Source organism: Enterobacter sp. CRENT-193 (assembly GCF_002787395.1).
Lineage (GTDB): Bacteria > Pseudomonadota > Gammaproteobacteria > Enterobacterales > Enterobacteriaceae > Enterobacter > Enterobacter hormaechei_C.
Genome location: NZ_CP024812.1, coordinates 389,206 through 414,213 on the forward strand (window position 1 = coordinate 389,206; position 25,008 = coordinate 414,213).

Annotated in this window: 25 protein-coding genes; 5 read left to right on the top strand and 20 right to left on the bottom strand. The window is 54.8% G+C overall.

What is annotated here, in order from left to right; translation table 11 throughout:
- Positions 1-118: 118 nt before the first annotated feature.
- The 3 genes from ghxP to soxR all read right to left on the bottom strand — a co-directional run bounded on the left by ghxP (position 119) and on the right by soxR (position 3,203).
- Positions 119-1,468: a guanine/hypoxanthine transporter GhxP gene (gene ghxP / locus CU081_RS01945; RefSeq protein ID WP_003860271.1), complete on the bottom strand. Its 1,350-nt coding sequence runs from the start codon at positions 1,466-1,468 to the stop codon at positions 119-121.
- Between the two features lie 294 nt (positions 1,469-1,762).
- Positions 1,763-2,434, bottom strand: a complete 672-nt coding sequence (locus tag CU081_RS01950) for a glutathione S-transferase family protein (protein ID WP_003860274.1) — start codon at positions 2,432-2,434, stop codon at positions 1,763-1,765.
- 310 nt (positions 2,435-2,744) lie between these two features.
- Positions 2,745-3,203 carry a redox-sensitive transcriptional activator SoxR gene (gene soxR / locus CU081_RS01960; protein WP_003860275.1) on the bottom strand — a complete coding sequence of 153 codons (459 nt, stop codon included), beginning with the start codon at positions 3,201-3,203 and terminating at the stop codon, positions 2,745-2,747.
- Between the two features lie 98 nt (positions 3,204-3,301).
- On the opposite strand from soxR, the gene soxS reads away from it, so the two are divergent.
- Positions 3,302-3,628: a superoxide response transcriptional regulator SoxS gene (gene soxS, locus CU081_RS01965; RefSeq protein ID WP_003860277.1), complete on the top strand. Its 327-nt coding sequence runs from the start codon at positions 3,302-3,304 to the stop codon at positions 3,626-3,628.
- A 6-nt stretch (positions 3,629-3,634) separates the two neighbouring features.
- On the opposite strand, the gene CU081_RS01970 is transcribed toward soxS, so the two are convergent.
- Positions 3,635-5,200, bottom strand: coding sequence for an EAL domain-containing protein (locus CU081_RS01970; protein ID WP_039268682.1), 1,566 nt, complete (start codon positions 5,198-5,200; stop codon positions 3,635-3,637).
- Between the two features lie 265 nt (positions 5,201-5,465).
- Positions 5,466-6,866, bottom strand: coding sequence for a sensor domain-containing diguanylate cyclase (locus CU081_RS01975; protein WP_003860281.1), 1,401 nt, complete (start codon positions 6,864-6,866; stop codon positions 5,466-5,468).
- A 443-nt stretch (positions 6,867-7,309) separates the two neighbouring features.
- Here CU081_RS01975 and CU081_RS01980 point away from each other — a divergent pair, with 443 nt between their 5' ends.
- On the top strand, positions 7,310-7,591 hold the full coding sequence (locus tag CU081_RS01980) for a YjcB family protein (protein ID WP_003860282.1): 282 nt from the start codon (positions 7,310-7,312) through the stop codon (positions 7,589-7,591).
- Positions 7,592-7,652: 61 nt separating this feature from the next.
- Here CU081_RS01980 and ssb1 read toward each other — a convergent pair whose 3' ends face one another.
- Positions 7,653-8,177: a single-stranded DNA-binding protein SSB1 gene (ssb1, locus tag CU081_RS01985; protein WP_003860284.1), complete on the bottom strand. Its 525-nt coding sequence runs from the start codon at positions 8,175-8,177 to the stop codon at positions 7,653-7,655.
- Between the two features lie 251 nt (positions 8,178-8,428).
- On the opposite strand from ssb1, the gene uvrA reads away from it, so the two are divergent.
- Complete coding sequence (gene uvrA / locus CU081_RS01995) at positions 8,429-11,251, top strand: excinuclease ABC subunit UvrA (protein WP_003860287.1); 2,823 nt, start codon at positions 8,429-8,431, stop codon at positions 11,249-11,251.
- Positions 11,252-11,254: 3 nt separating this feature from the next.
- Here the strand turns inward: uvrA and CU081_RS02000 are convergent, their stop codons facing one another.
- From CU081_RS02000 to dnaB, 6 genes are all read right to left on the bottom strand, one after another.
- A complete protein-coding gene (locus CU081_RS02000; RefSeq protein WP_003860288.1) occupies positions 11,255-11,608 on the bottom strand; it encodes an MmcQ/YjbR family DNA-binding protein in 354 nt (117 codons plus the stop codon).
- 2 nt (positions 11,609-11,610) lie between these two features.
- A complete protein-coding gene (locus tag CU081_RS02005) occupies positions 11,611-12,027 on the bottom strand; it encodes a secondary thiamine-phosphate synthase enzyme YjbQ (RefSeq protein ID WP_022650227.1) in 417 nt (138 codons plus the stop codon).
- Positions 12,028-12,139: 112 nt separating this feature from the next.
- Complete coding sequence (aphA, locus tag CU081_RS02010) at positions 12,140-12,853, bottom strand: acid phosphatase AphA (RefSeq protein ID WP_022650226.1); 714 nt, start codon at positions 12,851-12,853, stop codon at positions 12,140-12,142.
- Between the two features lie 259 nt (positions 12,854-13,112).
- Positions 13,113-14,306 (bottom strand): aromatic amino acid transaminase, encoded by a 1,194-nt coding sequence (gene tyrB / locus CU081_RS02015; RefSeq protein ID WP_022650225.1) that lies wholly within the window; start codon positions 14,304-14,306, stop codon positions 13,113-13,115.
- Positions 14,307-14,415: 109 nt separating this feature from the next.
- Positions 14,416-15,495 carry an alanine racemase gene (alr, locus tag CU081_RS02020; protein ID WP_003860296.1) on the bottom strand — a complete coding sequence of 360 codons (1,080 nt, stop codon included), beginning with the start codon at positions 15,493-15,495 and terminating at the stop codon, positions 14,416-14,418.
- A 16-nt stretch (positions 15,496-15,511) separates the two neighbouring features.
- Positions 15,512-16,924 (bottom strand): replicative DNA helicase, encoded by a 1,413-nt coding sequence (gene dnaB, locus CU081_RS02025; protein WP_003860298.1) that lies wholly within the window; start codon positions 16,922-16,924, stop codon positions 15,512-15,514.
- A gap of 60 nt (positions 16,925-16,984) precedes the next feature.
- Between dnaB and CU081_RS02030 the strand changes: the two genes are divergently transcribed.
- Positions 16,985-17,968 carry a quinone oxidoreductase gene (locus CU081_RS02030; protein WP_003860300.1) on the top strand — a complete coding sequence of 328 codons (984 nt, stop codon included), beginning with the start codon at positions 16,985-16,987 and terminating at the stop codon, positions 17,966-17,968.
- 184 nt (positions 17,969-18,152) lie between these two features.
- On the opposite strand, the gene pspG is transcribed toward CU081_RS02030, so the two are convergent.
- The 4 genes from pspG to CU081_RS02050 all read right to left on the bottom strand — a co-directional run bounded on the left by pspG (position 18,153) and on the right by CU081_RS02050 (position 21,514).
- Positions 18,153-18,395, bottom strand: a complete 243-nt coding sequence (pspG, locus tag CU081_RS02035; RefSeq protein ID WP_003860302.1) for an envelope stress response protein PspG — start codon at positions 18,393-18,395, stop codon at positions 18,153-18,155.
- A 136-nt stretch (positions 18,396-18,531) separates the two neighbouring features.
- Positions 18,532-19,527, bottom strand: coding sequence for a tRNA dihydrouridine(20/20a) synthase DusA (gene dusA / locus CU081_RS02040; RefSeq protein WP_058647335.1), 996 nt, complete (start codon positions 19,525-19,527; stop codon positions 18,532-18,534).
- 82 nt (positions 19,528-19,609) lie between these two features.
- Positions 19,610-20,857 carry a conjugal transfer protein TraF gene (gene traF, locus CU081_RS02045; RefSeq protein WP_003860305.1) on the bottom strand — a complete coding sequence of 416 codons (1,248 nt, stop codon included), beginning with the start codon at positions 20,855-20,857 and terminating at the stop codon, positions 19,610-19,612.
- Positions 20,858-21,025: 168 nt separating this feature from the next.
- The gene (locus CU081_RS02050; RefSeq protein ID WP_003860307.1) at positions 21,026-21,514 is read right to left on the bottom strand and encodes a cupin domain-containing protein; all 489 of its coding nucleotides are present in this window, start codon (positions 21,512-21,514) and stop codon (positions 21,026-21,028) included.
- Positions 21,515-21,631: 117 nt separating this feature from the next.
- On the opposite strand from CU081_RS02050, the gene zur reads away from it, so the two are divergent.
- On the top strand, positions 21,632-22,144 hold the full coding sequence (gene zur, locus CU081_RS02055) for a zinc uptake transcriptional repressor Zur (protein ID WP_003860309.1): 513 nt from the start codon (positions 21,632-21,634) through the stop codon (positions 22,142-22,144).
- A gap of 47 nt (positions 22,145-22,191) precedes the next feature.
- On the opposite strand, the gene CU081_RS02060 is transcribed toward zur, so the two are convergent.
- The 4 genes from CU081_RS02060 to CU081_RS02075 all read right to left on the bottom strand — a co-directional run bounded on the left by CU081_RS02060 (position 22,192) and on the right by CU081_RS02075 (position 25,007).
- A complete protein-coding gene (locus tag CU081_RS02060; RefSeq protein WP_003860314.1) occupies positions 22,192-22,401 on the bottom strand; it encodes a CsbD family protein in 210 nt (69 codons plus the stop codon).
- A 119-nt stretch (positions 22,402-22,520) separates the two neighbouring features.
- Positions 22,521-23,858 carry an MATE family efflux transporter DinF gene (dinF, locus tag CU081_RS02065; protein ID WP_022650222.1) on the bottom strand — a complete coding sequence of 446 codons (1,338 nt, stop codon included), beginning with the start codon at positions 23,856-23,858 and terminating at the stop codon, positions 22,521-22,523.
- A gap of 63 nt (positions 23,859-23,921) precedes the next feature.
- Positions 23,922-24,530 (bottom strand): transcriptional repressor LexA, encoded by a 609-nt coding sequence (gene lexA / locus CU081_RS02070; protein WP_003860318.1) that lies wholly within the window; start codon positions 24,528-24,530, stop codon positions 23,922-23,924.
- A 108-nt stretch (positions 24,531-24,638) separates the two neighbouring features.
- Positions 24,639-25,007, bottom strand: a complete 369-nt coding sequence (locus tag CU081_RS02075; RefSeq protein WP_003860321.1) for a diacylglycerol kinase — start codon at positions 25,005-25,007, stop codon at positions 24,639-24,641.
- Position 25,008: the final 1 nt, after the last annotated feature.

Below are 25,008 nucleotides of genomic sequence, written 5' to 3' on the forward strand. Positions count from 1 at the left end.
ACCTGAGGCGTCGTGCCTCTTATTCTATCCTCTCCAGAGTAACGTAAAAGGCAACAGGATGAGTCCTGAAAATAAAAACGGGCGGCCTTAGCCACCCGTTTTCGCATAAAAAGTCAATTCAGATGGCCCAGCCGCCCGCGTAGAACGCCACCAGCGCAACGGCGATGACCACGGTCCCAATGTTCAGCTTGCGCCACTCACCGGAGACCAGACGCCCAATCACCAGCGAGGCGAAGCCGATCATAATGCCGGTCACGATGTTACAGGTCAGCACGATGAATACCGCAGTGATCAGGCCGGACATGGCATCAACAAAATCCGCGAAGTCGATTTTCGCCACGTTGCTCAGCATCAGCAGGCCAACGTACATCAGCGCAGGTGCGGTCGCGTAAGCTGGCACCAGATAAGAGAGCGGAGAGAGGAACAGGATCAGCAGAAACAGTACGCCAACGGTGATGGCCGTCAGGCCGGTTTTACCGCCCGCCGCCGTACCCGCTGCGGACTCGATGTACACCGCCGCAGGTGCCGCACCCACCAGACCAGAGAAAACGCTGCTCAGGGAGTCGGTGGTCAGCGCTTTGCCGCCGTCAATAATCTGTCCGTCTTTATCCAGCAGGTTCGCCTGACCGGCCACCGCGCGGATGGTGCCGGTGGCGTCAAATACCGCGGTCATTACCAGCGCCAGCACGCTTGGCAGGATCACCGGGTTCAGCGCGCCCATAATATCCAGGCTGCCAATCAGGGAGTTGCCTTTGTCATCGCTCAGCGACGGCATGGCGAAAATCCCGGAGAAATGAACGGTCGGGTCGAAGATCAGGCCGACGATGGACACGCCGATAATGGTCAGCAGAATGCCGCCCGGCACTTTCAGTTTTTCCAGGCCAATGATCACCGCCAGACCCACCAGCGACATGATCACCGGGAAGCTCGCGAAGTTACCCAGCGCAACCGGCAGGCCGTCCAGCGGGTTCTTGATGACCAGGCCGACGCCGTTGGCAGCGATCAGCAGCAGGAACAGACCAATACCGATGCCGGTGCCGTGCGCCACGCCCTGCGGCAGGTTGCGCAAAATCCAGCTACGAATGCCGGTTGCTGAAATTACGGTGAACAGCACGCCCATCAGGAACACGGCGCCGAGCGCTACCGGGACGCTGATCTGCTGGCCCAGCACCAGGCTGAAGGCGGTAAATGCGGTCAGGGAGATGGCGCACCCGATCGCCAGAGGCAGGTTCGCCCACAGGCCCATCACAATCGAACCCACACCCGCAACCAGGCAGGTGGCAACGAAGACCGCCGCTGGCGGGAAGCCCGCTTTGCCGAGCATGCCCGGCACCACGATGACGGAGTACACCATCGCCAGAAACGTGGTCAGACCGGCAACAACTTCCTGGCGCACGGTGCTGCCGCGAGCAGAAATTTTAAACATGGCGTCAAGTGAACCGCCGGTACGCGCAGATGGCGTAGACATAGAAAACATCCCCTGAGAGTTTTTTAGGAAGTCCGTAAGCGAGGTGGAGACGCCACTGCCAGCTAAACGTCAAATCCTTGTGTTGCGTTTGCGACGAAAGGGCGTCACAGAAAAAGCAAACGTTTAGCTCCGCGCTTACAAACGGGTGGTCAAATTAAGGCAAACGATTATCTAGCCTAATACCCGCCCTTTTCAACTGAACTTTCTCGTTTTTCGCTAAAATTGCCTCATGACGATGAAGAATTAAGCAGAGGATGCGCAAACGTTATCGTCCATGCGCAATTTCGTTAAATTTCATCCCTCGCCGGGGATCGTCAGTGGGCCGCCTTTCGCAAGCGTTGTCTGCCAGCCCGGACGTGCCTCCACTCTCTGTTTCCACGCCGCTATGTGGTCGAGATTGTCGATGCCGCCTCTCGCCAGCAGGGCGAAGAGGGGAAAACTCATCTGGATATCAGCCATGGTCAGCGTGTCGCCGGCAAACCAGCTGTTTTCGGCAAGATGATCGTTAATAAAGCGCGCATGCGTTTCCAGCTGGCGGTTGAGATACGCTTTTTGCACCCCCTGCCCCAGCGCCTTACCCAGCGTGCGCAGGCCAAACGGGACGGGTGGTTTGCCGAGGCTGTTAAACACCAGCTTCATTAACAGTAGCGGCATCAAAGACCCTTCGGCGTAATGCAGCCAGAAGCGATACTGCACTTTATGGGCGGGATCTAACGGTTTGAATCGTGACGCCGAATCGTACGTTTCCTGAAGATATTCCAGAATCGCACCTGATTCGGCCAGAACCAGTCCGTTATCTTCGAGTACCGGGGATTTTCCCAGCGGATGCACTTTTTTGAGCGAGTCTGGCGCGAGCATGGTTTTTTCGCGCTGGTAGCGCACGATGTCGTACGTCAGACCCAGCTCTTCCAGCGCCCAGAGGACACGATGTGAACGAGACTGATTAAGGTGGTGGACCGTTAGCATGATGTTCTCCGATGATTCATACTTTTTAACTATAGAAAACTGAACAACTTCACGAAAAAAATTCGGCTAAAATCTCACCGTCTCCGGTGGCAAAAACGGCGGCCGGGCATAAAATTAAAGTGTCAGTACAAACCGGAACCTCCTTCACAAGCTCGACACGAGGGGTACTGATGTCGGGGGAAACCCTCCCGTGAGCCAGCGGGATAGAGAGAAAGACAAAGACCGGAAAAAACTAAAGCGCCCTTAGTGGCGCTTTAGTTCTTTATGTTTGTTGCCGGGTGGCGGCTGCGCCTTACCCGGCAAACACCTCTCAATCCTCCTCCAGCAACCGTGCCCCTGTTCCCTGCTCGCCCAGCCTGTCACCCGGGTTACGCAGCGGGCAATCGCTACGTGATAAACACCCGCAACCAATGCAGCCATCCAGTTCATCGCGCAGGGCCACCAGCGTGTGAATACGACGATCCAGTTCTTCTCGCCACTGGGACGACAGCTGCTTCCACTCTTTCGCGCTCAGCGAGTGTCCTTCCGGCAATACGCCGAACGCGTCACCAATGGTGGCCAGAGGAATGCCGATACGTTGCGCAATTTTGATAATCGCCACGTAGCGGAGCACATCGCGCGTGTAGCGCCGCTGGTTTCCGGCGTTACGGATACTTTTTATTAACCCTTTGCTTTCATAGAAGTGGAGCGCCGACACCGCCACACCGCTTCGCTTAGCCACTTCACCGGGGGTTAACAGTGCTTTGATGCGCGGTAATCTCTTTTCCATAAAACCTCTTTACCTCAAGTTAACTTGAGGAATTATACTCCCCCGCAGAGAAAATGACGAATCAACCAGGACAGATGTCTCCACAGAGGGGTAACCTTATGTCGCATCAGCAAATTATTCAGACACTTATTGAATGGATTGATGAACATATCGACCAGCCGTTGAACATTGATGTGGTCGCTAAAAAGTCGGGCTATTCGAAATGGTATTTACAGAGAATGTTCCGCACCGTAATGCATCAAACGCTGGGTGATTACATTCGCCAGCGCAGGCTCCTGCTGGCGGCGCAGGCGTTACGCTCAACGCAGCGGCCCATTTTTGATATCGCAATGGATCTGGGCTATGTGTCGCAGCAGACCTTTTCCCGCGTCTTCCGCCGCGAGTTTGACCGTACGCCGAGCGACTACCGCCATCAGCTCAATTAATGCGTGTTAACGCAAGGGTTGCTGCTGCCAGGCCATAAATGCCTGGGGCGGCATCGCTTTCGCGAAGTGCCATCCCTGGCAATACTGTACGCCACGCTTCAGCAGCCAGCTCACCTGCTCCCCCGTCTCGACCCCTTCCGCAATGGTTTTCAGCCGCAGGCTTTGCGCCATCTCAATGATGTGCTCGGCAATCAGGTGGCTGGTGCTGTTGGTGGTTAAGGTATCGATAAAGGATTTGTCGATTTTCAGGATATCGACGTTCAGCGAATAGAGGTTATGCAGGTTAGAGTAGCCGGTTCCGAAATCATCAATCGCCACTTCATACCCCGCCTGACGAAACGCCTGAATGACCGGCGTGGTTTTCGGCACGTCAATAAACCCCCGCTCCGTCACCTCAATTTTGATCTGCTGCGCGCGAACCGAGTAAAAGCGGGCTTTGTCGGAGATCAGGGCGATAAGACGCGAAGAGTGGAAATCTGACGCCGACAGGTTAATCGAGACATACAGATCGGGATGAGCGGCAAGAAAATGGCCCAGATCGCTGAACACCTCCTCAACGACGTAATCCGTAATGCGCTCAATCATCCCCTCTTTTTCTGCCAGGGGAATAAATTCCGCCGGGCTCATAACCTGACCGTTGAATCCAGGCCAGCGCAACAACGCCTCTGCCCCCACGCACTGGTTATTTTTAATATCAATGATGGGCTGATAATGGACGCACAGCTGGCGTTTATTCAGCGCCCGGTGCAGAAGTCGGCCAGGCGAATTGAATTCACGGTGTGTACGCGACCACACCAGCAGAATAATAATGCTGCAAATTATCCCTAGCGGTAGCGTCAGGGTAGCCTGATGATAAAGCGTTTTATAAAAACGGGCACTGGAGGTTGAAACGATGGCCGCAATGGGCCGCTGCTCTGATTTTACGATCGTATAAAAACGGTCATCTTTCTGAAAAGTCGTTTCCTGATGTCGAAGCATCGAATGCAATAAAGAAATATTGGCTTTCTGGCTCACAGAAAAGAATGCATTGCTGACGGTGTCATACACTCCCCACGACAGGGAACGATCGTCTGACATCACCTCACTGTACGAAAGCGGGTTGACCACTGCGACATAATTTCCGCGCTGCATATATATCATTTTATAACCATTAAAAAATGGTGTATCGCGAAAATAATAGATAGCAACGTCGGGTTTACGTGTGTAATTGGCAGCGGGGATGATGTAAGGATGCTCCGGCGTAAAAAGGGTCGAGCAGAGAAAGTCCTGGCCATCAGCATAAATTAAATCGGCAACAAAAAGGCGACCGCGGGAAACGTTCAACATATATTGACGATGCTCCGGCGTACACACTTTGCCCTGATATTTTTCCGCGTCTTTCCGGGCCAGGTCAACCTGTTGAATAACCCGTTCAGTTTTATTTAAAGCAAGTTCAGCAAACGTGCGCAGCTGGGCGCTGATTTCCGACACGGCTCTAAGCTGGGCAAACCATAGCGCAAGCATCACCGGCAGCATAACTACCATGATAATCCCGACCACTTTGAGCATTTTGCGCCGCGCGCTACGATTCATTTCCCGCTCTGTATCCCTGCATGTTGTACGCCTGTAGCAATGAAGACCGGCTGCTTTGATAAACAGGTGATTACGTTGCATGAATCATAGGAAGTTAGCAACTGACTTTTGGTATTAAAAATCCTAAAATTCGTGATGCCGATAATATTTTCCCGTAAGCCAAACTAAAAGTATTCATTTCGTTTCTGATAAGGAAAATAATTACCCGCGACAGGTGTGGAAAATTCGCTGGCTGAAATAGCCTGCTCTTTGTTCTTATGCTGATTTATAAATAATCAGACGCCAGGACCGTTTTTCCTCTTCCCGTACGCTTGGCGTCATATAATGCCTTATCGGCACGCATCAGTATGGCAGAAGTATCTCGTTGCCCCTGACAGACTTCAACCACCCCGGCGCTGAAGGAGAGTACCAGCGTTTTATCGCCCACACGCAGCGGTTTTGAGATCAGCGCGGCACGCAGGCGAGAAGAGAGCAACGTAGCGGCCATACCATCCGTACGCGCCAGCAGAAGAACAAACTCTTCGCCCCCCACCCGTCCCAGCGCTGACCCGGCCGGGCTCACCTCGCGAATACGGTCGCAAAAGTGAATCAATGCCGCATCGCCAACCTGATGTCCCCACCGATCGTTAATCTGCTTGAAATAATCGAGATCGAACATCAGGAGACAGAAGTGGCTACTGACATCCTGCGGCGAACTGGCTGCCAGCGCCATTTTGAGCTGCTGTAAGATTGTCGAGCGATTCAGACAGCCCGTCAGATCGTCCGTGGTGGCTTTGACGGTCAGCTGCTGTTCTGCTTTTTTACGTTCGGTGATATCCAGGCCAATATTGAGAATGGAGTTATCCGGCAAAAGGATGTTTGACCAGAGAATCGTTAACTGCGTCCCGTCTTTACGCACCGGGTGCCATTCGTACATATCCTTAAGTGGTGCGAAACGAACCGACTCCTGCACGCGCTGTCGCTCCTCGGGATCCGGATAAAACAGGGCCAGCGGATCGGGGTGCTCGTCGATTTCAGTCATACTCCAGCCAAAGACTTTTTCGCATTCGGCATTCCACAATACACACCGGTTATGCCTGTCAAAGGCGTTCATTAATACCGGCGCACGCTCAAATAAGGTTTTATATTGCGTGACGACGCGCTGCATTTCTTGCGCCGTTTTTTCCCGCACGATGATGTCATCAAAATAATCTTTTAGCTTCTCAACCAATACCACCACGATATTTTTCAGTATCGGCAACGAGGTAAGTTTTCCATTAAAAGCCAAAAAGAAATAACCACTGCACTGTCTGCCATGCGCTGAGAGTTTACACAGGACGCCGCTTTGCAGCCGCGCATAGCCCGGGTGCTGAGGGGAAAATACCGCCCGGCCAATATGCGCTTTCCAGTAGATAACGCGCCAGGCGCGGTGATGCCGCTGCAACAGGGTGCTGGCAAGAAAATCCGCCACGTTGAAGGCGTGACACGTCACGTCGCCGGCACAAACCACGCGCGGCCCGTCTGCGGATTCGACACTGACCCACGAGAGATTTGCCCCCAGAGCGCTGTTGATGGTTTCCAGCATTTCCACCGGCGAACACTGCGCGTTGAGTTGCGGCATCAGCTTCGCCAGGGCGTGCAGCGCCTGCATGCTGTCGTTAATAATCTCGCGTCTTTGTTCTTTCATTATCTTTTCGCAGGTCATTAATCGAGAGAGCAACCGCAATAACTCATATCTGAATAAAAGAATAAGACCACGAAATCAAAGAGCATGCTGAGTGTAAAACAAAGAATATAAAATCCAAAAAAGGCAATTAATTCAATGCGATGAATTATTTCTGCGGGTACATTTATTGTTCCACACAAGCATAATCCATAGACATACTGCTGTAAACGCTATACAGCCGAAGGTGTTTTGCAAAGGTTTTGCTATCTGAATGAATTAAAAATAAAAATTCCGACCAGACGCGGATACGAGCGACGACGATATATTTTCCCTGGTAATAAACCCACTTTTACCTCACGCGGATACTGGCTAATAAAACAGCAAGTGTGATATAGTTCACACATCTTATGTAACGAGAAACATTGTTTCATTCCAGTTCGTCTGTTTTGTCGAGGATGGGTTTTATGGCAACCATTACCACCAGCATGGTGCTCCTGCGCTGGCCGTTGTTGAGCGCGGTTTTGATGTTCCTGGCCAGCACGTTAAACATTCAGTTCCGAAAGTCCGACTACGCAGGTCTTGCTGTGATTAGCACCCTGTTAGGGTTAGGCGCCGCATGCTGGTTCGCAACAGGTTTGCTCGGTATTACGCTAGTGGATATAGCCGCCGTCTGGGAAAACATTAAAGTGGTGATGGTTGAAGCCATGAGCCACACCCCACCAGACTGGCCGATGGTGATTACCTGATAGCCTGTTATAAAAAAACCCAGACATTGTCTGGGTTTTTTGTGTTTCACGCGTCTGGATATCAGAACGGGATATCGTCGTCGAAATCCATTGGCGGTTCGTTAGACGGTGCCGGAGCAGACTGCTGCTGCGGACGGGACTGCGCGCCGCCGCTAAACTGATTGCCGCCCTGCGGCTGCTGAGGCTGGCCCCAACCGCCCTGCTGCTGGCCGCCACCTGCCGGTGCGCCGCCGCCCTGACGGCCACCCAGCATCTGCATGGTGCCGCCAACATTCACCACCACTTCCGTGGTGTATTTTTCCTGACCGGATTGATCGGTCCATTTGCGGGTACGCAGTTGGCCTTCAATGTAAACCTGAGAGCCTTTACGCAGATACTCACCGGCCACTTCAGCCAGTTTGCCAAACAGCACAACGCGGTGCCATTCGGTCTGCTCTTTCATTTCACCGGTCGCTTTATCACGCCAGGATTCGGAAGTAGCCAGCGTAATGTTGGCAACTGCGCCACCACTCGGCATGTAGCGTACTTCCGGGTCCTGGCCCAGATTACCGACGAGAATCACCTTGTTTACGCCTCTGCTGGCCATGTTCGTGTCTCCTGAATACGTTTCTTAATAGTGTAAACGCGCGAGTGTACCATTTCCATGCGACACTTTGATAGTTGCGTAGCATGTTCCAGAGTTCTCTCGCGGACTCGACATTGTTACACAGTGAATCAGAAAATGCATTCCAATACTGTATATTCAAACAGGTCATTTTGTGTCATAATTAGCCGTTTCTGACAGCCGTTTGTCCTTCAAACAAATCAGGCAATCCGTGTTCCAACCGGGAAAGGTGAATGGATAAGATCGAAGTTCGGGGCGCCCGCACCCACAATCTCAAGAATATCAACCTCATAATCCCTCGCGACAAACTCATCGTCGTGACCGGGCTTTCGGGGTCTGGCAAATCCTCACTGGCTTTCGACACTTTGTATGCCGAAGGACAGCGTCGTTACGTTGAATCGCTCTCGGCGTACGCGCGTCAGTTCCTGTCGCTGATGGAAAAACCGGATGTCGACCACATTGAAGGGTTGTCTCCTGCTATCTCCATTGAGCAGAAATCCACGTCGCATAACCCGCGATCCACGGTCGGTACCATTACCGAAATCCATGACTACCTGCGTCTGCTGTATGCGCGCGTGGGCGAGCCGCGCTGCCCGGATCACGACGTTCCGCTGGCGGCCCAGACCGTCAGCCAGATGGTGGATAACGTGCTGTCGCAGCCGGAAGGCAAACGCCTGATGCTGCTGGCGCCAATCATTAAAGAGCGTAAGGGCGAACATACTAAAACGCTGGAAAATCTGGCAAGCCAGGGCTATATCCGCGCCCGTATCGACGGCGAAGTGTGTGACCTGTCCGATCCGCCAAAGCTGGAGCTGCAAAAGAAACACACCATCGAAGTGGTGATTGACCGGTTTAAGGTACGTGAAGATCTGGCGACGCGTCTGGCGGAATCCTTTGAAACGGCGCTGGAACTGTCGGGCGGCACGGCGGTGGTGTCAGACATGGACGATGCAAAAGCGGAAGAGCTGCTCTTCTCCGCCAACTTTGCCTGCCCGATTTGCGGCTACAGCATGCGCGAGCTGGAACCGCGCCTGTTCTCGTTCAACAACCCGGCGGGCGCGTGCCCGACCTGTGACGGCTTGGGCGTTCAGCAGTATTTCGACCCTGACCGCGTGATCCAGAATCCGGAGCTGTCGCTGGCGGGTGGCGCCATTCGCGGCTGGGACAAGCGTAACTTCTATTACTTCCAGATGCTGAAGTCGCTGGCGGAGCACTACAAGTTCGACGTTGAAGCCCCGTGGGCCAGCCTGAGCGCGAACGTACATAAAGTGATCCTGTTCGGTTCCGGCAAAGAGAACATTGAGTTCAAGTACATGAACGATCGCGGTGACACTTCCGTGCGTCGCCACCCGTTCGAAGGGGTGCTGCACAACATGGAGCGCCGCTACAAAGAGACCGAATCCAGCGCGGTGCGTGAGGAGCTGGCGAAGTTCATCAGCAACCGCTCCTGCGCCACCTGCGAGGGCACGCGCCTGCGTCGCGAAGCGCGTCACGTGTTTGTCGAAAACACGGCGCTGCCGACCATCTCAGACATGAGCATCGGCCACGCGATGGACTTCTTCAACAACCTGAAGCTCTCCGGCCAGCGCGCGAAAATCGCTGAAAAAGTGCTGAAAGAGATCGGCGATCGCCTCAAGTTCCTCGTGAACGTTGGCCTGAACTACCTGACGCTTTCCCGCTCGGCTGAAACGCTCTCCGGCGGTGAAGCCCAGCGTATCCGTCTGGCGAGCCAGATTGGCGCAGGCTTAGTCGGCGTGATGTACGTGCTGGATGAGCCGTCTATCGGCCTACACCAGCGCGACAACGAACGCCTGCTCGGCACGCTGGTTCACCTGCGTAACCTTGGCAACACTGTGATTGTGGTTGAGCACGACGAAGACGCCATTCGCGCCGCTGACCACGTGATCGACATCGGCCCGGGCGCTGGCGTGCACGGCGGACAGGTGGTGGCAGAAGGGACGCTGAAAGACATTATGGCGGTGCCCGAGTCGCTGACCGGCCAGTACATGAGCGGCAAGCGCAAAATTGAAGTACCAAAACAGCGCGTGGCGGCGAACCCGGAAAAAGTGCTGAAGCTAACCGGGGCGCGCGGCAACAACCTGAAGGACGTGACCCTGACGCTGCCTGTCGGGCTGTTCACCTGCATCACCGGCGTGTCCGGTTCCGGTAAATCGACGCTGATCAACGATACGCTGTTCCCGATTGCGCAGACGGCGCTGAACGGCGCGACGCTGGCTGAACCTGCACCGTACCGCGACATTCAGGGGCTGGAGCATTTCGACAAGGTTATCGATATCGATCAGAGCCCGATTGGCCGCACCCCGCGTTCCAACCCGGCGACCTATACTGGCGTCTTTACGCCCGTTCGTGAACTCTTCGCGGGTGTACCGGAAGCGCGTTCGCGCGGCTACACGCCAGGCCGTTTCAGCTTTAACGTGCGCGGCGGCCGCTGTGAAGCGTGCCAGGGCGACGGCGTAATCAAGGTTGAGATGCACTTCCTGCCGGATATCTACGTGCCGTGCGACCAGTGCAAAGGCAAGCGCTATAACCGCGAAACGCTGGAGATTAAGTACAAAGGCAAGACCATCCACGAAGTGCTGGATATGACCATCGAAGAGGCGCGCGAGTTCTTTGACGCCGTCCCTGCGCTGGCGCGTAAGCTGCAAACCCTGATGGATGTGGGTCTGACCTATATCCGTCTGGGGCAGTCAGCGACAACGCTGTCCGGCGGTGAAGCGCAGCGCGTGAAGCTGGCGCGTGAGCTGTCCAAACGCGGTACCGGTCAGACGCTGTACATTCTGGACGAGCCGACCACCGGCCTGCATTTTGCGGATATCCAGCAGCTGCTGGACGTGCTGCACCAGCTGCGCGATCAGGGCAACACCATCGTGGTGATTGAGCACAACCTGGACGTGATTAAAACCGCGGACTGGATTGTCGATCTCGGCCCGGAAGGCGGCAGCGGCGGCGGTGAAATCCTCGTCTCCGGTACGCCAGAGACCGTTGCAGAGTGCGAAGCCTCGCACACCGCGCGCTTCCTCAAACCGTTGCTGTAATCGTTACACGGAGAGCTGCTGTCGGATCGTTTCCGGCAGCAGTTCTACCGCCTGTTGATACGACGCATCCACCAGGTAGTAAATTTGCGAATCTGGCAGCGAGCCGTCGAGAAACACCGTACTCCAGTGTGCTTTATTCAGATGCTTGCTAGGCCTGACATCATCGTGCTGCTGGCGCAGTAAGTCGGCCAGTTCAGGACTGGTTTTCAGTGATGCCGCAGGCCGCGCATCCACCTCTTTCACCATCGCGAACAACACATCCCCCACTTTGATCTGCGTGGCTTTCCAGTCGCTGTGTACGCTTTGTTCCGCCCCCGGCTTGCTCATGCAGTACTGAAGTATCTCCGAAATTGTCATCTTTATTCCCCTTGTAGCGTTGCGATAATTTTACGCGAACCACCGTGAATGCGATGTTCTCCCAGCCAGATCCCCTGCCACGTTCCCAGCAGTAACCGTCCGTTGTGGACCGGCAGCATCAGCGAGACGCCCAGCAAAGAGGATTTGATGTGCGAAGGCATATCGTCCGCCCCCTCGTAATCATGCTCATACGGGGCGTTATCCGGGACGGTTTTCAGAAAATGCCGCTCCATGTCAGACCGGACGGTGGGATCGCAATTTTCATTAAGCGTGAGAGAAGCAGACGTGTGCTGAAGCAGCAGATGCAGCAAACCCGTTTTGACGCGCGACAGGTCGCGGATTTGCCCGATGACTTCGTCCGTCACAAGGTGAAATCCGCGTGGTTTTGCGCTTAAGGTCAGGGTCTGTTGATACCACATGTGCTGCTCCATTATGAAAGGTGAATCTTTCTAAGTGTGCAGCAAGAAAGCGAAAGGTAAAACCCGCGCGGCGAGATTTGCTTAAAAAAGCATTCACCCCGCCGTTAATACATCAGTATTCAGAGTTAACGATCACCTCTTCACCAAATTTTCCGGCCATCGGCAGCGGTCGGTAGGTGGAGTTCGAGGCGCGTAACACCCTGATGCCTCTGGCTCCCACGTCGTGCGCCGCGGTGATGTCGTTATCTGAATCCCCGTAGAACACTTTGATATTTTTCTTTTCCAGCCACTGGGTTTTGGTGTTTTGCCCTTCCTGGTCCCCGGCAAAAATGACCGGATTCATGCTGGCCGCCGGGATCAGAAAATCATCCTGTAGCGTTTTCGAGACGGTTTCGGTTTTGGTCTGGCTACGTCCGGTCACGAAGTAAATGCTGTCGCCGCGCTTTACGTGCATGGCGATCAGCGCGCGGGCAACCTCTTTCGGGATACTGAACTCATCCCAGCCGTTGTTCATCTTTTCCCAGAATTCCGGGTTTTTCAGATAGGCTTCGCTGTCCGGGGAGTACGTTTTTTTGCCGCGCCAGAAACCGGGGCTGGAGAAGAGAACGGTATCGTCAATATCGAAGCCCACGGCTATCGGCGGGCGACCCGTCAGGCTGTTTTCAATTTGTGCCACTGAAACCCAGTGAATGGGGGCCTGTTCGGCAAGAATGGCGGCGGTGGTGCCGGTGTAAAGCGGCGTGGGTGCAGAAGCCCGCGCAACAACGGTACTATTAAGCGAGAACAATAAGCAGGCGGCGCTGAGCGCCAGTGTGATCTTGCGCATATTTTCCCCTGAATATTCAGTTTGTTATCTTTTTATTTTGAGCGGATGGTCAAAAAACTATCCGACCATAACCCCAGCGGGAGGGGAAGGAAAGGAGTTTTTACTTATGAAGCGGAATAAAAAGAAGACGATCACAAAGTGTGGATGAGTGATGTAGGCCCGGTAAGGCGCAGCCGCCACCGGGCAAGATTTTCTGCGGCCTGATGCCCTCACCCCAGCCCTCTCCCACAGGGAGAGGGAGATAATAAGTAGTGAGTACTTACATCACAGCTGCAAACGCCTGCGCCACGCGCTGGACGTTGCTGGCATTCAGACCCGCCACGCACATACGGCCGCTGGCGATCAGGTAGACACCGAACTCTTCACGCAGGCGATCGACCTGCGCTGCGCTCAGTCCGGTGTAGCTGAACATCCCGCGCTGCTTGAGAAGATAATCAAAGTTATGCCCAGGCACGGCCTCTTTCAGGACGTTAACCAGCTCCTGACGCATCGACAGGATGCGCTTACGCATCGCTTCCACTTCCGCAAGCCAGGTGGCTTTCAGTGTTTCGTCACCGAGAACTGTCGCCACCACCTGCGCACCAAAGTTCGGCGGGCTGGAGTAGATCCGGCGGACCGTCGCTTTCAGCTGGCCGAGTACGCGTCCCGCGGCTTCGGCGTCTTCACACACCACGGACAGACCGCCAACGCGCTCGCCGTACAGGGAGAAGATTTTTGAGAAGGAGTTGCTGACCAGAGCGGGAAGCCCCGCGCTGGCAATCGCGCGAATGGCGTAGGCGTCTTCTTCCATGCCCGCGCCAAAGCCCTGATAGGCGATGTCGAGGAACGGGATCAGGTTACGCGCCTTCAGTATCTCGATCACCGCATCCCACTGGGCATTGGTGAGGTCCGCACCCGTCGGGTTATGGCAGCACGGATGCAGCAATACGATGCTGCGCTCCGGCAGGGTGTTCAGTTTTTCCAGCAGCGCATCAACGCGCACGCCGTTCGTTTCGCTGTCGAACCACGGATAGGTTTCAACCTTAAAGCCCGCGCCCTCGAAGATCGCAACGTGGTTTTCCCACGTCGGGTCGCTGACCCACACGCCGGAATCCGGGAAGTACTTTTTCAGGAAATCTGCGCCTACCTTCAGCGCACCCGAGCCACCCAGCGTCTGGATAGTCGCTACGCGCTTTTGCGCGAGCACCGCGTGGTCCGCACCAAACAGCAGCGGCGCGATAGTGTTGCGGTAGGTGTTTAATCCTTCCATCGGCAGATAAAGCGAAGCACCGTGCGGGGTTGCGTTAAGACGCGCTTCAGCTTCAGCAACGGCTTTCAACTGAGGAATGATGCCGTCTTCGTTGTAGTAAAGACCAATGCTGAGGTTCACTTTGTCGCTGCGAGGATCTTCTTTGAAACGCTCCATCAAGGAGAGGATAGGGTCGCCGGCGTAGGCGTCTACTTTCTGAAACACGCGATGTTCTCCGGATTATTATGAGGCAGGGAATTCAACAATAAACCGGAAGCGGAAGAAGATCGAGGGGATGTTAACAGCAGCGGGATGCACCGCATCCCGCTCATGCTTAGTCGACGTATTTCATCGCGACCCTTGAGGTAAGACGCGTGATAAGTTCGTAAGCACTCACTTTTGTTATTTCAGCAATACGTTCTACCGGCAGGCCTTCGCCCCACATCACCGCATCGTCCCCCGCTTTATCCTGCGCGTCGGGCCCCAGATCAACACAAATCATGTCCATCGCCACGCGGCCGACAATCTTCACTTCACGACCGTTGACCAGCACCGGCGTGCCCGTTGGTGCGGCGCGGGGATAGCCGTCACCGTAGCCCATCGCCACCACGCCAAGACGGGTATCGCGCTCGCTGATCCAGGTGCCGCCGTAACCTACCGGCTCTCCCGCTTTGTGCTCACGCACGGCAATCAGCTTTGAAACCAGCGACATCACCGGCTTAAAGCCAAAGTCCGGCCCCCAGGGTTTGTTCTCCAGTGGCGATACGCCGTAAAGAATGATGCCCGGACGCGCCCAGTCGAAGTGCGACTGCGGCCACAGCAGAATACCGCCGGATGCCGCGATCGAGCGCATCCCCGGTTTGCCTTCGCAGAAGGTGTTGAAGATATCAAGCTGCTGTTCCGTTGCGCCGCATTCAGGCTCATCGGCGCGGGCAAAGTGGCTGACGATGTTTACCGGCTGACGCACATTTTTGCACTGACACAGACGCTGATAAAACGCCTCCGCGCTTTCCGGCCGCACGCCCAGACGGTGCATGCCCGTGTCGAGCTTCATCCAGACGGTGACCGGCTCGCTCAGTTCGGCCGTTTCCAGCGCGGCCAGCTGTTCTTCGTTATGCACCGCCGTGTGCAGGTGCTGATCGGCAATGGTCGGCAGGTCCGAGGCTTCAAAAAAGCCTTCGAGGAGCAGAATCGGTTGCGTAATTCCACCTGCGCGCAGGCGGAGAGCTTCTTCGAGACGGGCGACGCCAAAAGCGTCGGCATCGGGGAGCGTTCGCGCGGTCTCAAGAAGACCGTGTCCGTAAGCGTTCGCTTTCACGACTGCAACGAGCTTACTGGCGGGCGCCAGTTCTCGCAGACGTTGCAGGTTGTGTCGCAGAGCGCGGCGGTTAATAACAACAGTTGCCGCTTGCATTTGAATTCCTTAGAAATTACTCATCATCATATTGAGGACCGGCATAGTTGTCGAAACGCGACCACTGGCCGTTAAAGGTCAGACGTACCGTACCGATGGGGCCGTTACGTTGCTTACCAATAATAATTTCGGCGATCCCTTTCAGGTCGCTGTTCTCGTGATAAACCTCATCACGGTAGATGAACATGATTAAGTCGGCATCCTGCTCGATGGAGCCGGATTCACGCAGGTCGGAGTTGACCGGGCGCTTGTCTGCACGTTGTTCCAGAGAGCGGTTAAGCTGCGACAGCGCCACCACCGGCACGTGCAGCTCTTTGGCTAACGCCTTGAGCGAGCGCGAAATCTCGGCAATCTCCAGCGTACGGTTGTCGGAAAGCGACGGAACGCGCATCAGCTGAAGGTAGTCGATCATGATGAGACCGATGCCACCGTGTTCACGGGCGATACGGCGCGCGCGGGAGCGCACTTCCGTCGGCGTCAGGCCGGAGGAGTCATCAATATAGATGTTCCGTTTTTCCAGCAAAATCCCCATGGTGCCGGAGATCCGCGCCCAGTCCTCATCGTCCAGCTGACCGGTACGGATGCGGGTCTGATCCACGCGCGACAGGGACGCCAGAGAACGCATCATGATCTGTTCAGAGGGCATCTCCAGACTGAAGATAAGCACCGGCTTATCCTGCAACATCGCCGCGTTTTCGACGAGGTTCATTGCAAATGTTGTTTTACCCATCGACGGACGTGCGGCCACGATAATCAAATCCGACGGCTGAAGACCTGCCGTTTTCTTGTTGAGATCGTCATAACCGGTGTTCACCCCCGTCACGCCATCGTGCGGCTGCTGGAAAAGCTGCTCAATACGTGCAACGGTGGCGTCGAGCACATCGGCGATGTTTTTCGGGCCTTCGTCTTTATTCGCACGGCTTTCGGCGATTTTAAAGACGCGGGATTCCGCCAGGTCGAGCAGATCTTCGCTGGTGCGCCCCTGGGGATCGAAACCGGCCTCGGCGATCTCATTCGCCACCGAGATCATCTCGCGGACAACGGCACGTTCACGAACGATATCAGCGTAAGCGCTGATGTTCGCGGCACTTGGCGTGTTTTTTGACAGTTCTGCCAGATAGGCAAATCCGCCGACGCTGTCGAGCTGTCCCAGACGCTCCAGCGATTCTGCGAGCGTAATCAGGTCGATCGGGCTGCCCGACTCCTGCAAACGCGCCATTTCCGTAAAGATGTGGCGGTGCGGGCGGGTATAGAAGTCTTCCGCGACAACGCGCTCGGCGACGTCGTCCCAGCGTTCGTTATCCAGCATTAAACCGCCCAACACCGACTGTTCCGCTTCAATCGAGTGCGGCGGGACTTTTAACCCGGCGACCTGATAATCACGCTCACGAGGTTCAGTCTGTTTGTTGAAGGGTTTGTTTCCTGCCATAGTGAATGGAGTTACCGAGATAAAGAGTGGGTCGAAAGATTACCACATTCTGGAGGAAGCATGGCAACACGTATTGAATTTCACAAGCATGGTGGCCCTGACGTACTCAAAGCGGTGGAATTTACCCCCGCTGCGCCTGGCGAGAACGAAATCCAGGTGGAAAACAAAGCTATCGGCATTAACTACATCGATACCTATATTCGCGGCGGCCTCTATCCGCCTCCGTCGATGCCGAGCGGGCTGGGCACAGAGGCGGCCGGCATCGTCAGCAAAGTGGGCAGCGCGGTTAAGCACATTAAGGAAGGCGATCGCGTGGTGTACGCGCAGTCGGCGCTGGGCGCTTACAGCTCCATCCATAACGTTCCGGCCGAGAAAGCGGCGCTTCTGCCAAATGCGATCGGCTTCGAGCAGGCTGCCGCCTCATTCCTGAAAGGGCTGACGGTCTATTATCTGCTGCGTAAAACCTACGAAATTAAGCCTGACGAGCAATTCCTGTTTCACGCAGCCGCAGGTGGCGTGGGGCTGATTGCCTGCCAGTGGGCGAAAGCCCTGGGCGCGAAGCTGATCGGCACCACAGGCAGCGCGCAAAAAGCGCAGCGTGCGCTGGACGCGGGCGCATGGCAGGTGATCAACTACCGGGAAGAGAGCATCGTTGAGCGGCTAAAAGAGATCACTGGCGGCAAAAAGGTCCGCGTGGTGTATGACTCGGTGGGGAAAGACACCTGGGAATCTTCGCTGGACTGCCTGCAACGTCGCGGGCTGATGGTGAGCTTCGGTAACGCCTCCGGGGCTGTCACCGGGGTGAACCTGGGCATTCTGAATCAGAAAGGATCACTGTACGTCACTCGCCCTTCCCTGCAAGGTTACATCACCAACCGGGAAGAACTCGAGGAAGCCAGCAACGAGCTGTTCTCGCTGATCGCCAGCGGGGTGATTAAAGTGGATGTGGCAGAGGCGCAGAAATATCCGCTGACCGATGCGCAACGTGCGCATGAGGTGCTGGAGAGCCGGGCAACGCAGGGGTCGAGTCTGTTAATTCCCTGAGCCATAAAAAGAAATTGGGCTTCCCGTGGGAAGCCCTTTCTTTTTTTAGTTCGGCTGTATGTAGGGTACAGCTCGATGAATTCTTTAGCGGCAGCCATAGTGACAGATTCGATAAGTAAATCCTATTCTGTTCTAAGGATTGCTGCCGGAAAAGTTGCAGGTATGTGACGTACCCCTCAATACCTTAGTAACGGAAGCGGTTATTACGCTGATAACTGGGCAGTTTTGGCGATTTAATCGCCCGTATCGCCCATACCACCGCAATCGCCAGAAGTAACCACGGCAAGAGTTTAATCGTCAGGGCAAATAAACCGCCGACAAACATCACCACCGTGGCCACAACGAGCGCGGCCAGGATACCGAGCAGCGACACGCCCGTGACCATCAGCATGATAAAGAAACCAATCACAAAAAGTAGTTCAAGCATGGTGCTCTCCCACGAGTTCCCGAATGATGCTGCGATCTTTACAAGAATCATGCCAAAAATAAGTTGTTGTTCTGAAAGCAAAACGCCCCGCAATGTGTTGCAGGGCGTGGCGTATTTGACCATCTTTTAGCGAAATTTAACGTTTATCCGCAACCAGACGCAGCGCGTGTTCCAGTACCTCAATATCCGCACCGGCTTTATGCGCGTTCTCGCTGAGATAACGACGCCACTGGCGCGCACCAGGAATGCCCTGGAACAGGCCAAGCATATGGCGGGTAATGTGGCCCAGATACGTACCATGACTCAGCTCGCGCTCAATGTACGGATACATGGCGCGCACTACCGCCACGGGATCGTAGTCAGCACCGTCAACGCCAAAGATTTCGCGATCGACCGTCGCCAGAATGCCCGGGTTCTGATACGCCTCGCGCCCGACCATCACCCCATCCATATGTTCAAGATGCGCTTTGGCCTCTTCCAGCGACTTGATGCCGCCGTTAATGGACATCGTCAGGTGCGGGAAGTCACGCTTCAGCTGATACACGCGCGGGTAGTCCAGCGGCGGGATCTCACGGTTCTCTTTCGGGCTGAGGCCAGAGAGCCAGGCTTTACGGGCGTGGATGATAAACATCTCGCATTCACCCTTCCCTGATACCGTGTTGATGAAATCACACAGAAACTCATAGCTGTCCTGGTCGTCTATGCCGATACGGGTTTTGACCGTGACCGGGATAGAGACGACGTCGCGCATCGCTTTGATGCAGTCCGCCACCAGGTGTGCATTTCCCATCAGACACGCGCCGAACATACCGTTTTGCACACGGTCGGACGGGCAACCGACGTTGAGGTTAATCTCGTCATAGCCGCGTTCTTCAGCCAGCTTCGCGCACTGCGCCAGCGCAGCCGGATCGCTGCCACCCAGTTGCAGCGCAACCGGATGCTCCTCTTCGCTGTACGCCAGATAATCGCCCTTGCCATGAATAATTGCGCCGGTAGTGACCATTTCGGTGTACAGCAGCGTATGGCGGGAGAGCTGGCGCAGGAAATAGCGGCAGTGTCTGTCCGTCCAGTCGAGCATTGGCGCAATGGAGAAACGGTGTGCAGGGAAAGCGGTCTGGAATTCTGACGACATGGCGAAGTTTTAAGCATCCGGTGGAAAAGGGGCGCTACTATAGCATAAAGAAAAGCCGGAGGCGCAGCGCCTCCGGTGGACTTTAGAACGTCATGCTCAACTGTGCCCCTGCGCCCCAGGTCTCGTCTTCGCCATAAAGCCCCATCAGGTCAACGTGGACGGCGTTGAACGGCGCGAAACCGACACCGCCGGTAAAGACGTTGCTGTCGTTCCCTTTCATATCCGCACGATAACCGGCGCGTACTGCCAGCCAGCTCAGCGGCGTGACTTCGGCACCGACGCCAACGTACTGGGAGGTGTCTTCGCTTTTAAAGCCCTTGGTTTCGGTCAGATCGCCGTCTGCGGTAAGCGTGACCAGATCGTTATGCCAGGCGGCCCCGGCAGTGACGACAGGACTAATTTGATAGGTATCGCGTACCCCATCCACTTCTTTGGTGTCGATATCGCGAGAGAAGAGATTCTGACCGGTCAGGCCGACCGTCCAGTTTTCCCCAAAGTCTGCCGCAAGGCCAGCATCAACGTTAAACCCGGTGTCATCATTGCGGTAACGGCTACTGTTTATATCATCACTGTCAAAGTTGTAGATAGAAACGGTGTAGTTATAAAGCCATGTTTTTTGTAGCTTCGGGGTGATGCCGACGGAAACCGGCACACCGCTAAGATCAAACTGACGTGCGATTGCAACACCATAATCCGAAACGATTGCTGCACGGCCATACCCTTTTGATTTGAGATCATTCGGGTTAACGCCAAATACGGCAACGGGCGTAGCCTCTACTAAACGTAGCTTATCGATATCGCCCTGATCGATATAAGAGCTCACGCGTGCACGCGCATTGGCTTTCGCTACAAAAGCGACTGAAAGTACATCATTAGGAATGCTTACGGCGATCCCCCCTCCTGCTTTACCGCTGGCGGTTTTCCCTTTCAATGAATCCAGTTGATCGGCAAGATCGCCTGCCGCCGAAGAGACCTGCAAAGAGGCAGGGCTTGAAGGGTTAAAAAGATCGACAGGATTAATATTATTCAGTGTGCTGCGATAGTTATTCACATCATCACTGATGTCATCAATCTTATCCCGAAGATTGTCTTTATCTGAAATCTGCGCACCAATGGACGGCAGGATCACAGTGACACTATCGTCCGGTTTAGATTTTGCCAGCAACGCGGGGTTGATTAACGCCCCGCTGCCATAGCTCCCTGCCGCGACACCCGTTCCGCCCATTGCGTCGCTACGCGCTTCCGTCCAGGTATTGGCTGCTCCCGCCTGATTTGCCATAAAAAAGGAGACAGCGATGCTAACCATCGAAAATTTAAAATGTTTTTTCACAGTGTGCTCGTAAATAGTTTGTTATTAGTTAACCCTGTCTGTTATCACCCAAACAGGAACGAACTATTGCTGTGAATAAGTGCAAAAAGACCCGCTATTTCCTTAAGTTAAATTCCATCCCGGCCTGTTGTAATATGTGACGACCATCAATATTTATAGAAGAGGAAATTATTTTCGCCCAGGTTTTCCATCGTGCGGCCCAAAAAACTGAGGCGGATGGTCGACCCAGCGGTCTTCGCGCGTCGCGGCATACACCGGATTGAGCGGATAGTAGATACGGTTATGTTTTTTATTGGCCTCACCCACCACCAGTAAGCGCACCTCTTCATCGGTATTGTTGATAAAGGTGTGACACACGCCCGTCCCGGCTGGAAATCCCACGCTGTCTCCGGGTTCGAGCTTCCATAAATAGCCATTGATCCAGGCCTCAGGGTAACCCTCCAGAACGTAAACAAACTCCTCTTCGTCGCTTTCCGCATGCGGATAAGATGTGCGGCGTCCGGGCGGCAGCCGTTCATGGTGAATACCAATGCGGCCGAGACCCAGTTTGCGGGCCAGCGGCGCGCCAATAGAAAAACGTTCGTTGCTGTCAGGATACGTTGCGTCATCAGCGCCTTCCACGTCCCGCCAGTGCCGAATACAGTCAGGTCTTTTCATTTTGCGATCTCCTGATTTGCGATGCGTCAGGTATAGCACAGCCTGGCGGATCTCGGTGTTTTTAGCAGAACATGATAAAGTGAGAGTTTTCACCCCTTACCACATCCGAGGTGCCCGATGGACAAGTCCACAAAAGAGCTGTTAGCGCAAGCTGAAAAGCTGTGCGCGCAACGCAATGTGCGCCTGACCCCGCAGCGCCTTGAGGTACTGCGTCTGATGAGCCTGCAACAGGGCGCCATAAGCGCCTACGATCTGCTCGATCTGCTGCGTGAAAGCGAGCCGCAGGCAAAACCGCCGACCGTTTATCGGGCGCTGGATTTTCTGCTGGAGCAAGGGTTTGTGCATAAAGTGGAATCAACAAACAGCTATGTGCTGTGCCATCTTTTTGACCAGCCAACTCACACGTCCGCCATGTTTATCTGCGATCGCTGTGGTGTGGTGAAGGAAGAGTGTGCGGAAGGTGTGGAAGATATTATGCATACGCTGGCAGCCAGAATGGGCTTTGCGCTGCGCCATAACGTGATTGAAGCCCACGGCTTATGTTCTGCCTGCGTGGAGGTGGAGTCATGCCGTCATCAGGATGACTGTCAGCACGATCACTCTATCCTGGTGAAGAAAAAGCCGCGTTAAAGCCAAAGAAAAAGGCGGCTCAGGGCCGCCCTTGGGGATAGTACCGGTTACCAGCGGTAGTCGTTACGGGTTTCCCAGTCTTTGACTTCGTTTTCCGCCTGATCTTTTTCGTAACCGTAGCGCTCCTGGATTTTACCTACCAGCTGATCGCGCTTACCTTCAATGACGGTCATATCGTCATCTGTCAGCTTACCCCACTGTTCTTTCGCTTTACCTTTGAATTGCTTCCAGTTGCCGCCGATTTCGTCTTTATTCATAATCGTGTCCTCGTGTTAAGCGTCTATGAGTATCGCCCGCTACGTTCTTTTCTGCTGGACGTGATTATTATTGTAGTTAAGGATTCGGTAGTTGTTTTTATATTCGGAATCTTTAACCGTTACGATATATCGTGCGGGGCTGGAAACCAGGTATTGTTTCGCCAGTGACGATGCCAGATAACGGCCAGCGAAAGGCCACGCAGTGAGAGAAACACCGCCAGCGCCAGCCACAGACCATGATTGCCGAGATACGGCAGGGTCAGCAGCGTCAGGCCAAACCCCGCCGCCGCGACGGCCATGCTGTTGCGCATCTCCGCCCCTCGCGTCGCACCAATAAACATGCCGTCCAGCAAATAGCACCACACACCCACCACCGGTAATACTACCTGCCAGAGGATGTAGCGATCGGCCAGCTCACGTAGCGCGGGCAACGAGGTGAGTAGTGCGACAATATGCCCACCAAAACAGGCGTATACCAGAGCAAAGGCCAGCGCCACCAGACCCGCCTGACGACAGGCAGCACGCCAGACTTCACGTAACTGGCCGCTTTCACGCGCGCCATAGGCCTGCCCTGAATGCGCCTCGACGGCGTAAGCAAAACCATCCAGCGCGTAAGCGGTAAAGGTCAGTAACGTCATGAGCACTGCGTTGACGGCAACGATCTCAGGCCCAAGACGCGCACCAAAAACGGTTAAGGCGCCAAAGCAGAGTTGCAGCAGGAGAGAACGGAGCATGATGTCGCGATTAAGCGCCAGCAGCTTACGAATGTTGCCGCGCCAGGCCGATTTCAGCAGATCCAGGGTGATACCGCGCATCGCCAGCACGCGCCAGACCATCCCCAAACCGATCAGCAGCGTACCGTACTCGGCAATTGCCGTGGCCAGCGCCGCGCCCCGGACGTTCATGTGCAGCCCCATCACCAGCCACAGATCGAGCATAATGTTAAGCAGGTTGCCTACCACCAGCAGGATCACCGGCGCGCGGGCGTACTGCACGCCCAACAGCCAGCCCAGCAGGACCAGGTTTGCCAGTGAAGCGGGCGCGCTGAGCCAGCGAATTTCGAGGAACCGCCGGGCCTGTTCCAGTACGGCATCGCTGCCGCCCACAATATGGAGCGCAAAATCAATCAGCGGCGTACGCAACAGAACGATTAACGCGCCAGCACCGAACGCCAGAATGAGCGGCTGAACCAGCGCACGCGCCAGACGCAGGGGATCTTTTGCACCATACGCCTGGGCCGTCAGGCCCGTCGTACTCATGCGCAGAAAAAGCAGCAGCATAAAGAGAAAGCTGGTCGCCGTTGCGCCGATCGCGACGCCGCCGAGATAAATCGGCGAATCGAGATGCCCGATAACCGCCGTATCCACCAGCCCAAGCAGAGGAACGGTAATATTGGAAAAAATCATCGGTAGCGCAAGACGCCACAACGCCTTATCGGCAGAAGTTAGCAATGCCATGGAAATTACCGGAATCAGAAAACAGGCCAGGCTGTAGAGGAACTACAGCCTGTCAGGAAGAGATTATAGCCATTCACCGTTGCGGATAACGCCGACCGCCAGCCCTTCAATAGAGAAGCTCTGCTCGCGGAGATCCACCACAATCGGGGAGAATTCATTGTTTTCAGGCAGAAGCTGCACGGTATTGCCTTGTTTTTTCAGGCGCTTAACCGTCACTTCATCATCAATGCGCGCCACCACGACTTGCCCGTTACGCACGTCCTGCGTTTTGTGTACCGCCAGCAGATCGCCATCCAAAATACCGATATCTTTCATGGACATTCCGCTAACGCGCAGCAGGAAATCGGCGCTCGGCTTGAACATGCCTGGATCAACCTGATAGTGCCCTTCGATGTGCTGCTGCGCCAGCAGAGGTTCACCTGCCGCTACGCGACCCACCAGCGGAATACCGCTCTCTTCTTCCACCAGCAGACGAATACCGCGTGAGGCGCCGGAAACAATCTCAATCACGCCCTTACGCGCCAGCGCTTTAAGGTGCTCTTCGGCAGCATTAGGAGAACGGAAGCCCAGACGCTGCGCAATTTCTGCACGCGTGGGTGGCATACCCGTCTGGCCGATATGATCCCGAATGAGATCAAACACCTCTTGCTGCCTGGTCGTTAACGCTTTCATACCGCCCCCTGGGTGTATATACAGTTATGCTGTGAGTATATACAGTCAAAGGCGATTTTGGAACCAAAAACTGCACAAAAAACCAGGGACTTAATTATTCCTCGAGGCTCATCGGAAATGCGACCAAAGCAGCGTGACCCAGGTGATCGCCGCAGTGATAATCGCCAGCAGTACGGCAGCGGAACCCATGTCTTTCGCCCGGCCAGACAATTCATGGAATTCCGACCCGATTCGGTCAACAACGGCCTCAATAGCGCTATTAAGAATTTCCACTATCATCACCAGAAAGACAGATCCGATGAGCAGTACGCGGGTGATAGCATCAACATCAAGGAAGCAGGCGATGACAACGGCAACGATTGCAGCAACCGCCTCCTGGCGGAAAGCGGCTTCATTAACCCATGCAGCGCGGAAACCTTTCCATGAATAACCGGCAGCTTTAATGATTCGAGTTAACCCAGTGGTATTATTGGCCATT

Bases quoted from the DNA above. Each gene is read 5' to 3' on its own strand.
- ghxP (WP_003860271.1), bottom strand. From the start codon at position 1,468: ATGTCTACGCCATCTGCGCGTACCGGCGGTTCACTTGACGCCATGTTT.
- CU081_RS01950 (WP_003860274.1), bottom strand. From the start codon at position 2,434: ATGCTAACGGTCCACCACCTTAATCAGTCTCGTTCACATCGTGTCCTC.
- soxR (WP_003860275.1), bottom strand. From the start codon at position 3,203: ATGGAAAAGAGATTACCGCGCATCAAAGCACTGTTAACCCCCGGTGAA.
- soxS (WP_003860277.1), top strand. From the start codon at position 3,302: ATGTCGCATCAGCAAATTATTCAGACACTTATTGAATGGATTGATGAA.
- CU081_RS01970 (WP_039268682.1), bottom strand. From the start codon at position 5,200: ATGAATCGTAGCGCGCGGCGCAAAATGCTCAAAGTGGTCGGGATTATC.
- CU081_RS01975 (WP_003860281.1), bottom strand. From the start codon at position 6,866: ATGAAAGAACAAAGACGCGAGATTATTAACGACAGCATGCAGGCGCTG.
- CU081_RS01980 (WP_003860282.1), top strand. From the start codon at position 7,310: ATGGCAACCATTACCACCAGCATGGTGCTCCTGCGCTGGCCGTTGTTG.
- ssb1 (WP_003860284.1), bottom strand. From the start codon at position 8,177: ATGGCCAGCAGAGGCGTAAACAAGGTGATTCTCGTCGGTAATCTGGGC.
- uvrA (WP_003860287.1), top strand. From the start codon at position 8,429: ATGGATAAGATCGAAGTTCGGGGCGCCCGCACCCACAATCTCAAGAAT.
- CU081_RS02000 (WP_003860288.1), bottom strand. From the start codon at position 11,608: ATGACAATTTCGGAGATACTTCAGTACTGCATGAGCAAGCCGGGGGCG.
- CU081_RS02005 (WP_022650227.1), bottom strand. From the start codon at position 12,027: ATGTGGTATCAACAGACCCTGACCTTAAGCGCAAAACCACGCGGATTT.
- aphA (WP_022650226.1), bottom strand. From the start codon at position 12,853: ATGCGCAAGATCACACTGGCGCTCAGCGCCGCCTGCTTATTGTTCTCG.
- alr (WP_003860296.1), bottom strand. From the start codon at position 15,495: ATGCAAGCGGCAACTGTTGTTATTAACCGCCGCGCTCTGCGACACAAC.
- dnaB (WP_003860298.1), bottom strand. From the start codon at position 16,924: ATGGCAGGAAACAAACCCTTCAACAAACAGACTGAACCTCGTGAGCGT.
- CU081_RS02030 (WP_003860300.1), top strand. From the start codon at position 16,985: ATGGCAACACGTATTGAATTTCACAAGCATGGTGGCCCTGACGTACTC.
- pspG (WP_003860302.1), bottom strand. From the start codon at position 18,395: ATGCTTGAACTACTTTTTGTGATTGGTTTCTTTATCATGCTGATGGTC.
- dusA (WP_058647335.1), bottom strand. From the start codon at position 19,527: ATGTCGTCAGAATTCCAGACCGCTTTCCCTGCACACCGTTTCTCCATT.
- CU081_RS02050 (WP_003860307.1), bottom strand. From the start codon at position 21,514: ATGAAAAGACCTGACTGTATTCGGCACTGGCGGGACGTGGAAGGCGCT.
- zur (WP_003860309.1), top strand. From the start codon at position 21,632: ATGGACAAGTCCACAAAAGAGCTGTTAGCGCAAGCTGAAAAGCTGTGC.
- CU081_RS02060 (WP_003860314.1), bottom strand. From the start codon at position 22,401: ATGAATAAAGACGAAATCGGCGGCAACTGGAAGCAATTCAAAGGTAAA.
- dinF (WP_022650222.1), bottom strand. From the start codon at position 23,858: ATGGCATTGCTAACTTCTGCCGATAAGGCGTTGTGGCGTCTTGCGCTA.
- lexA (WP_003860318.1), bottom strand. From the start codon at position 24,530: ATGAAAGCGTTAACGACCAGGCAGCAAGAGGTGTTTGATCTCATTCGG.
- CU081_RS02075 (WP_003860321.1), bottom strand. From the start codon at position 25,007: ATGGCCAATAATACCACTGGGTTAACTCGAATCATTAAAGCTGCCGGT.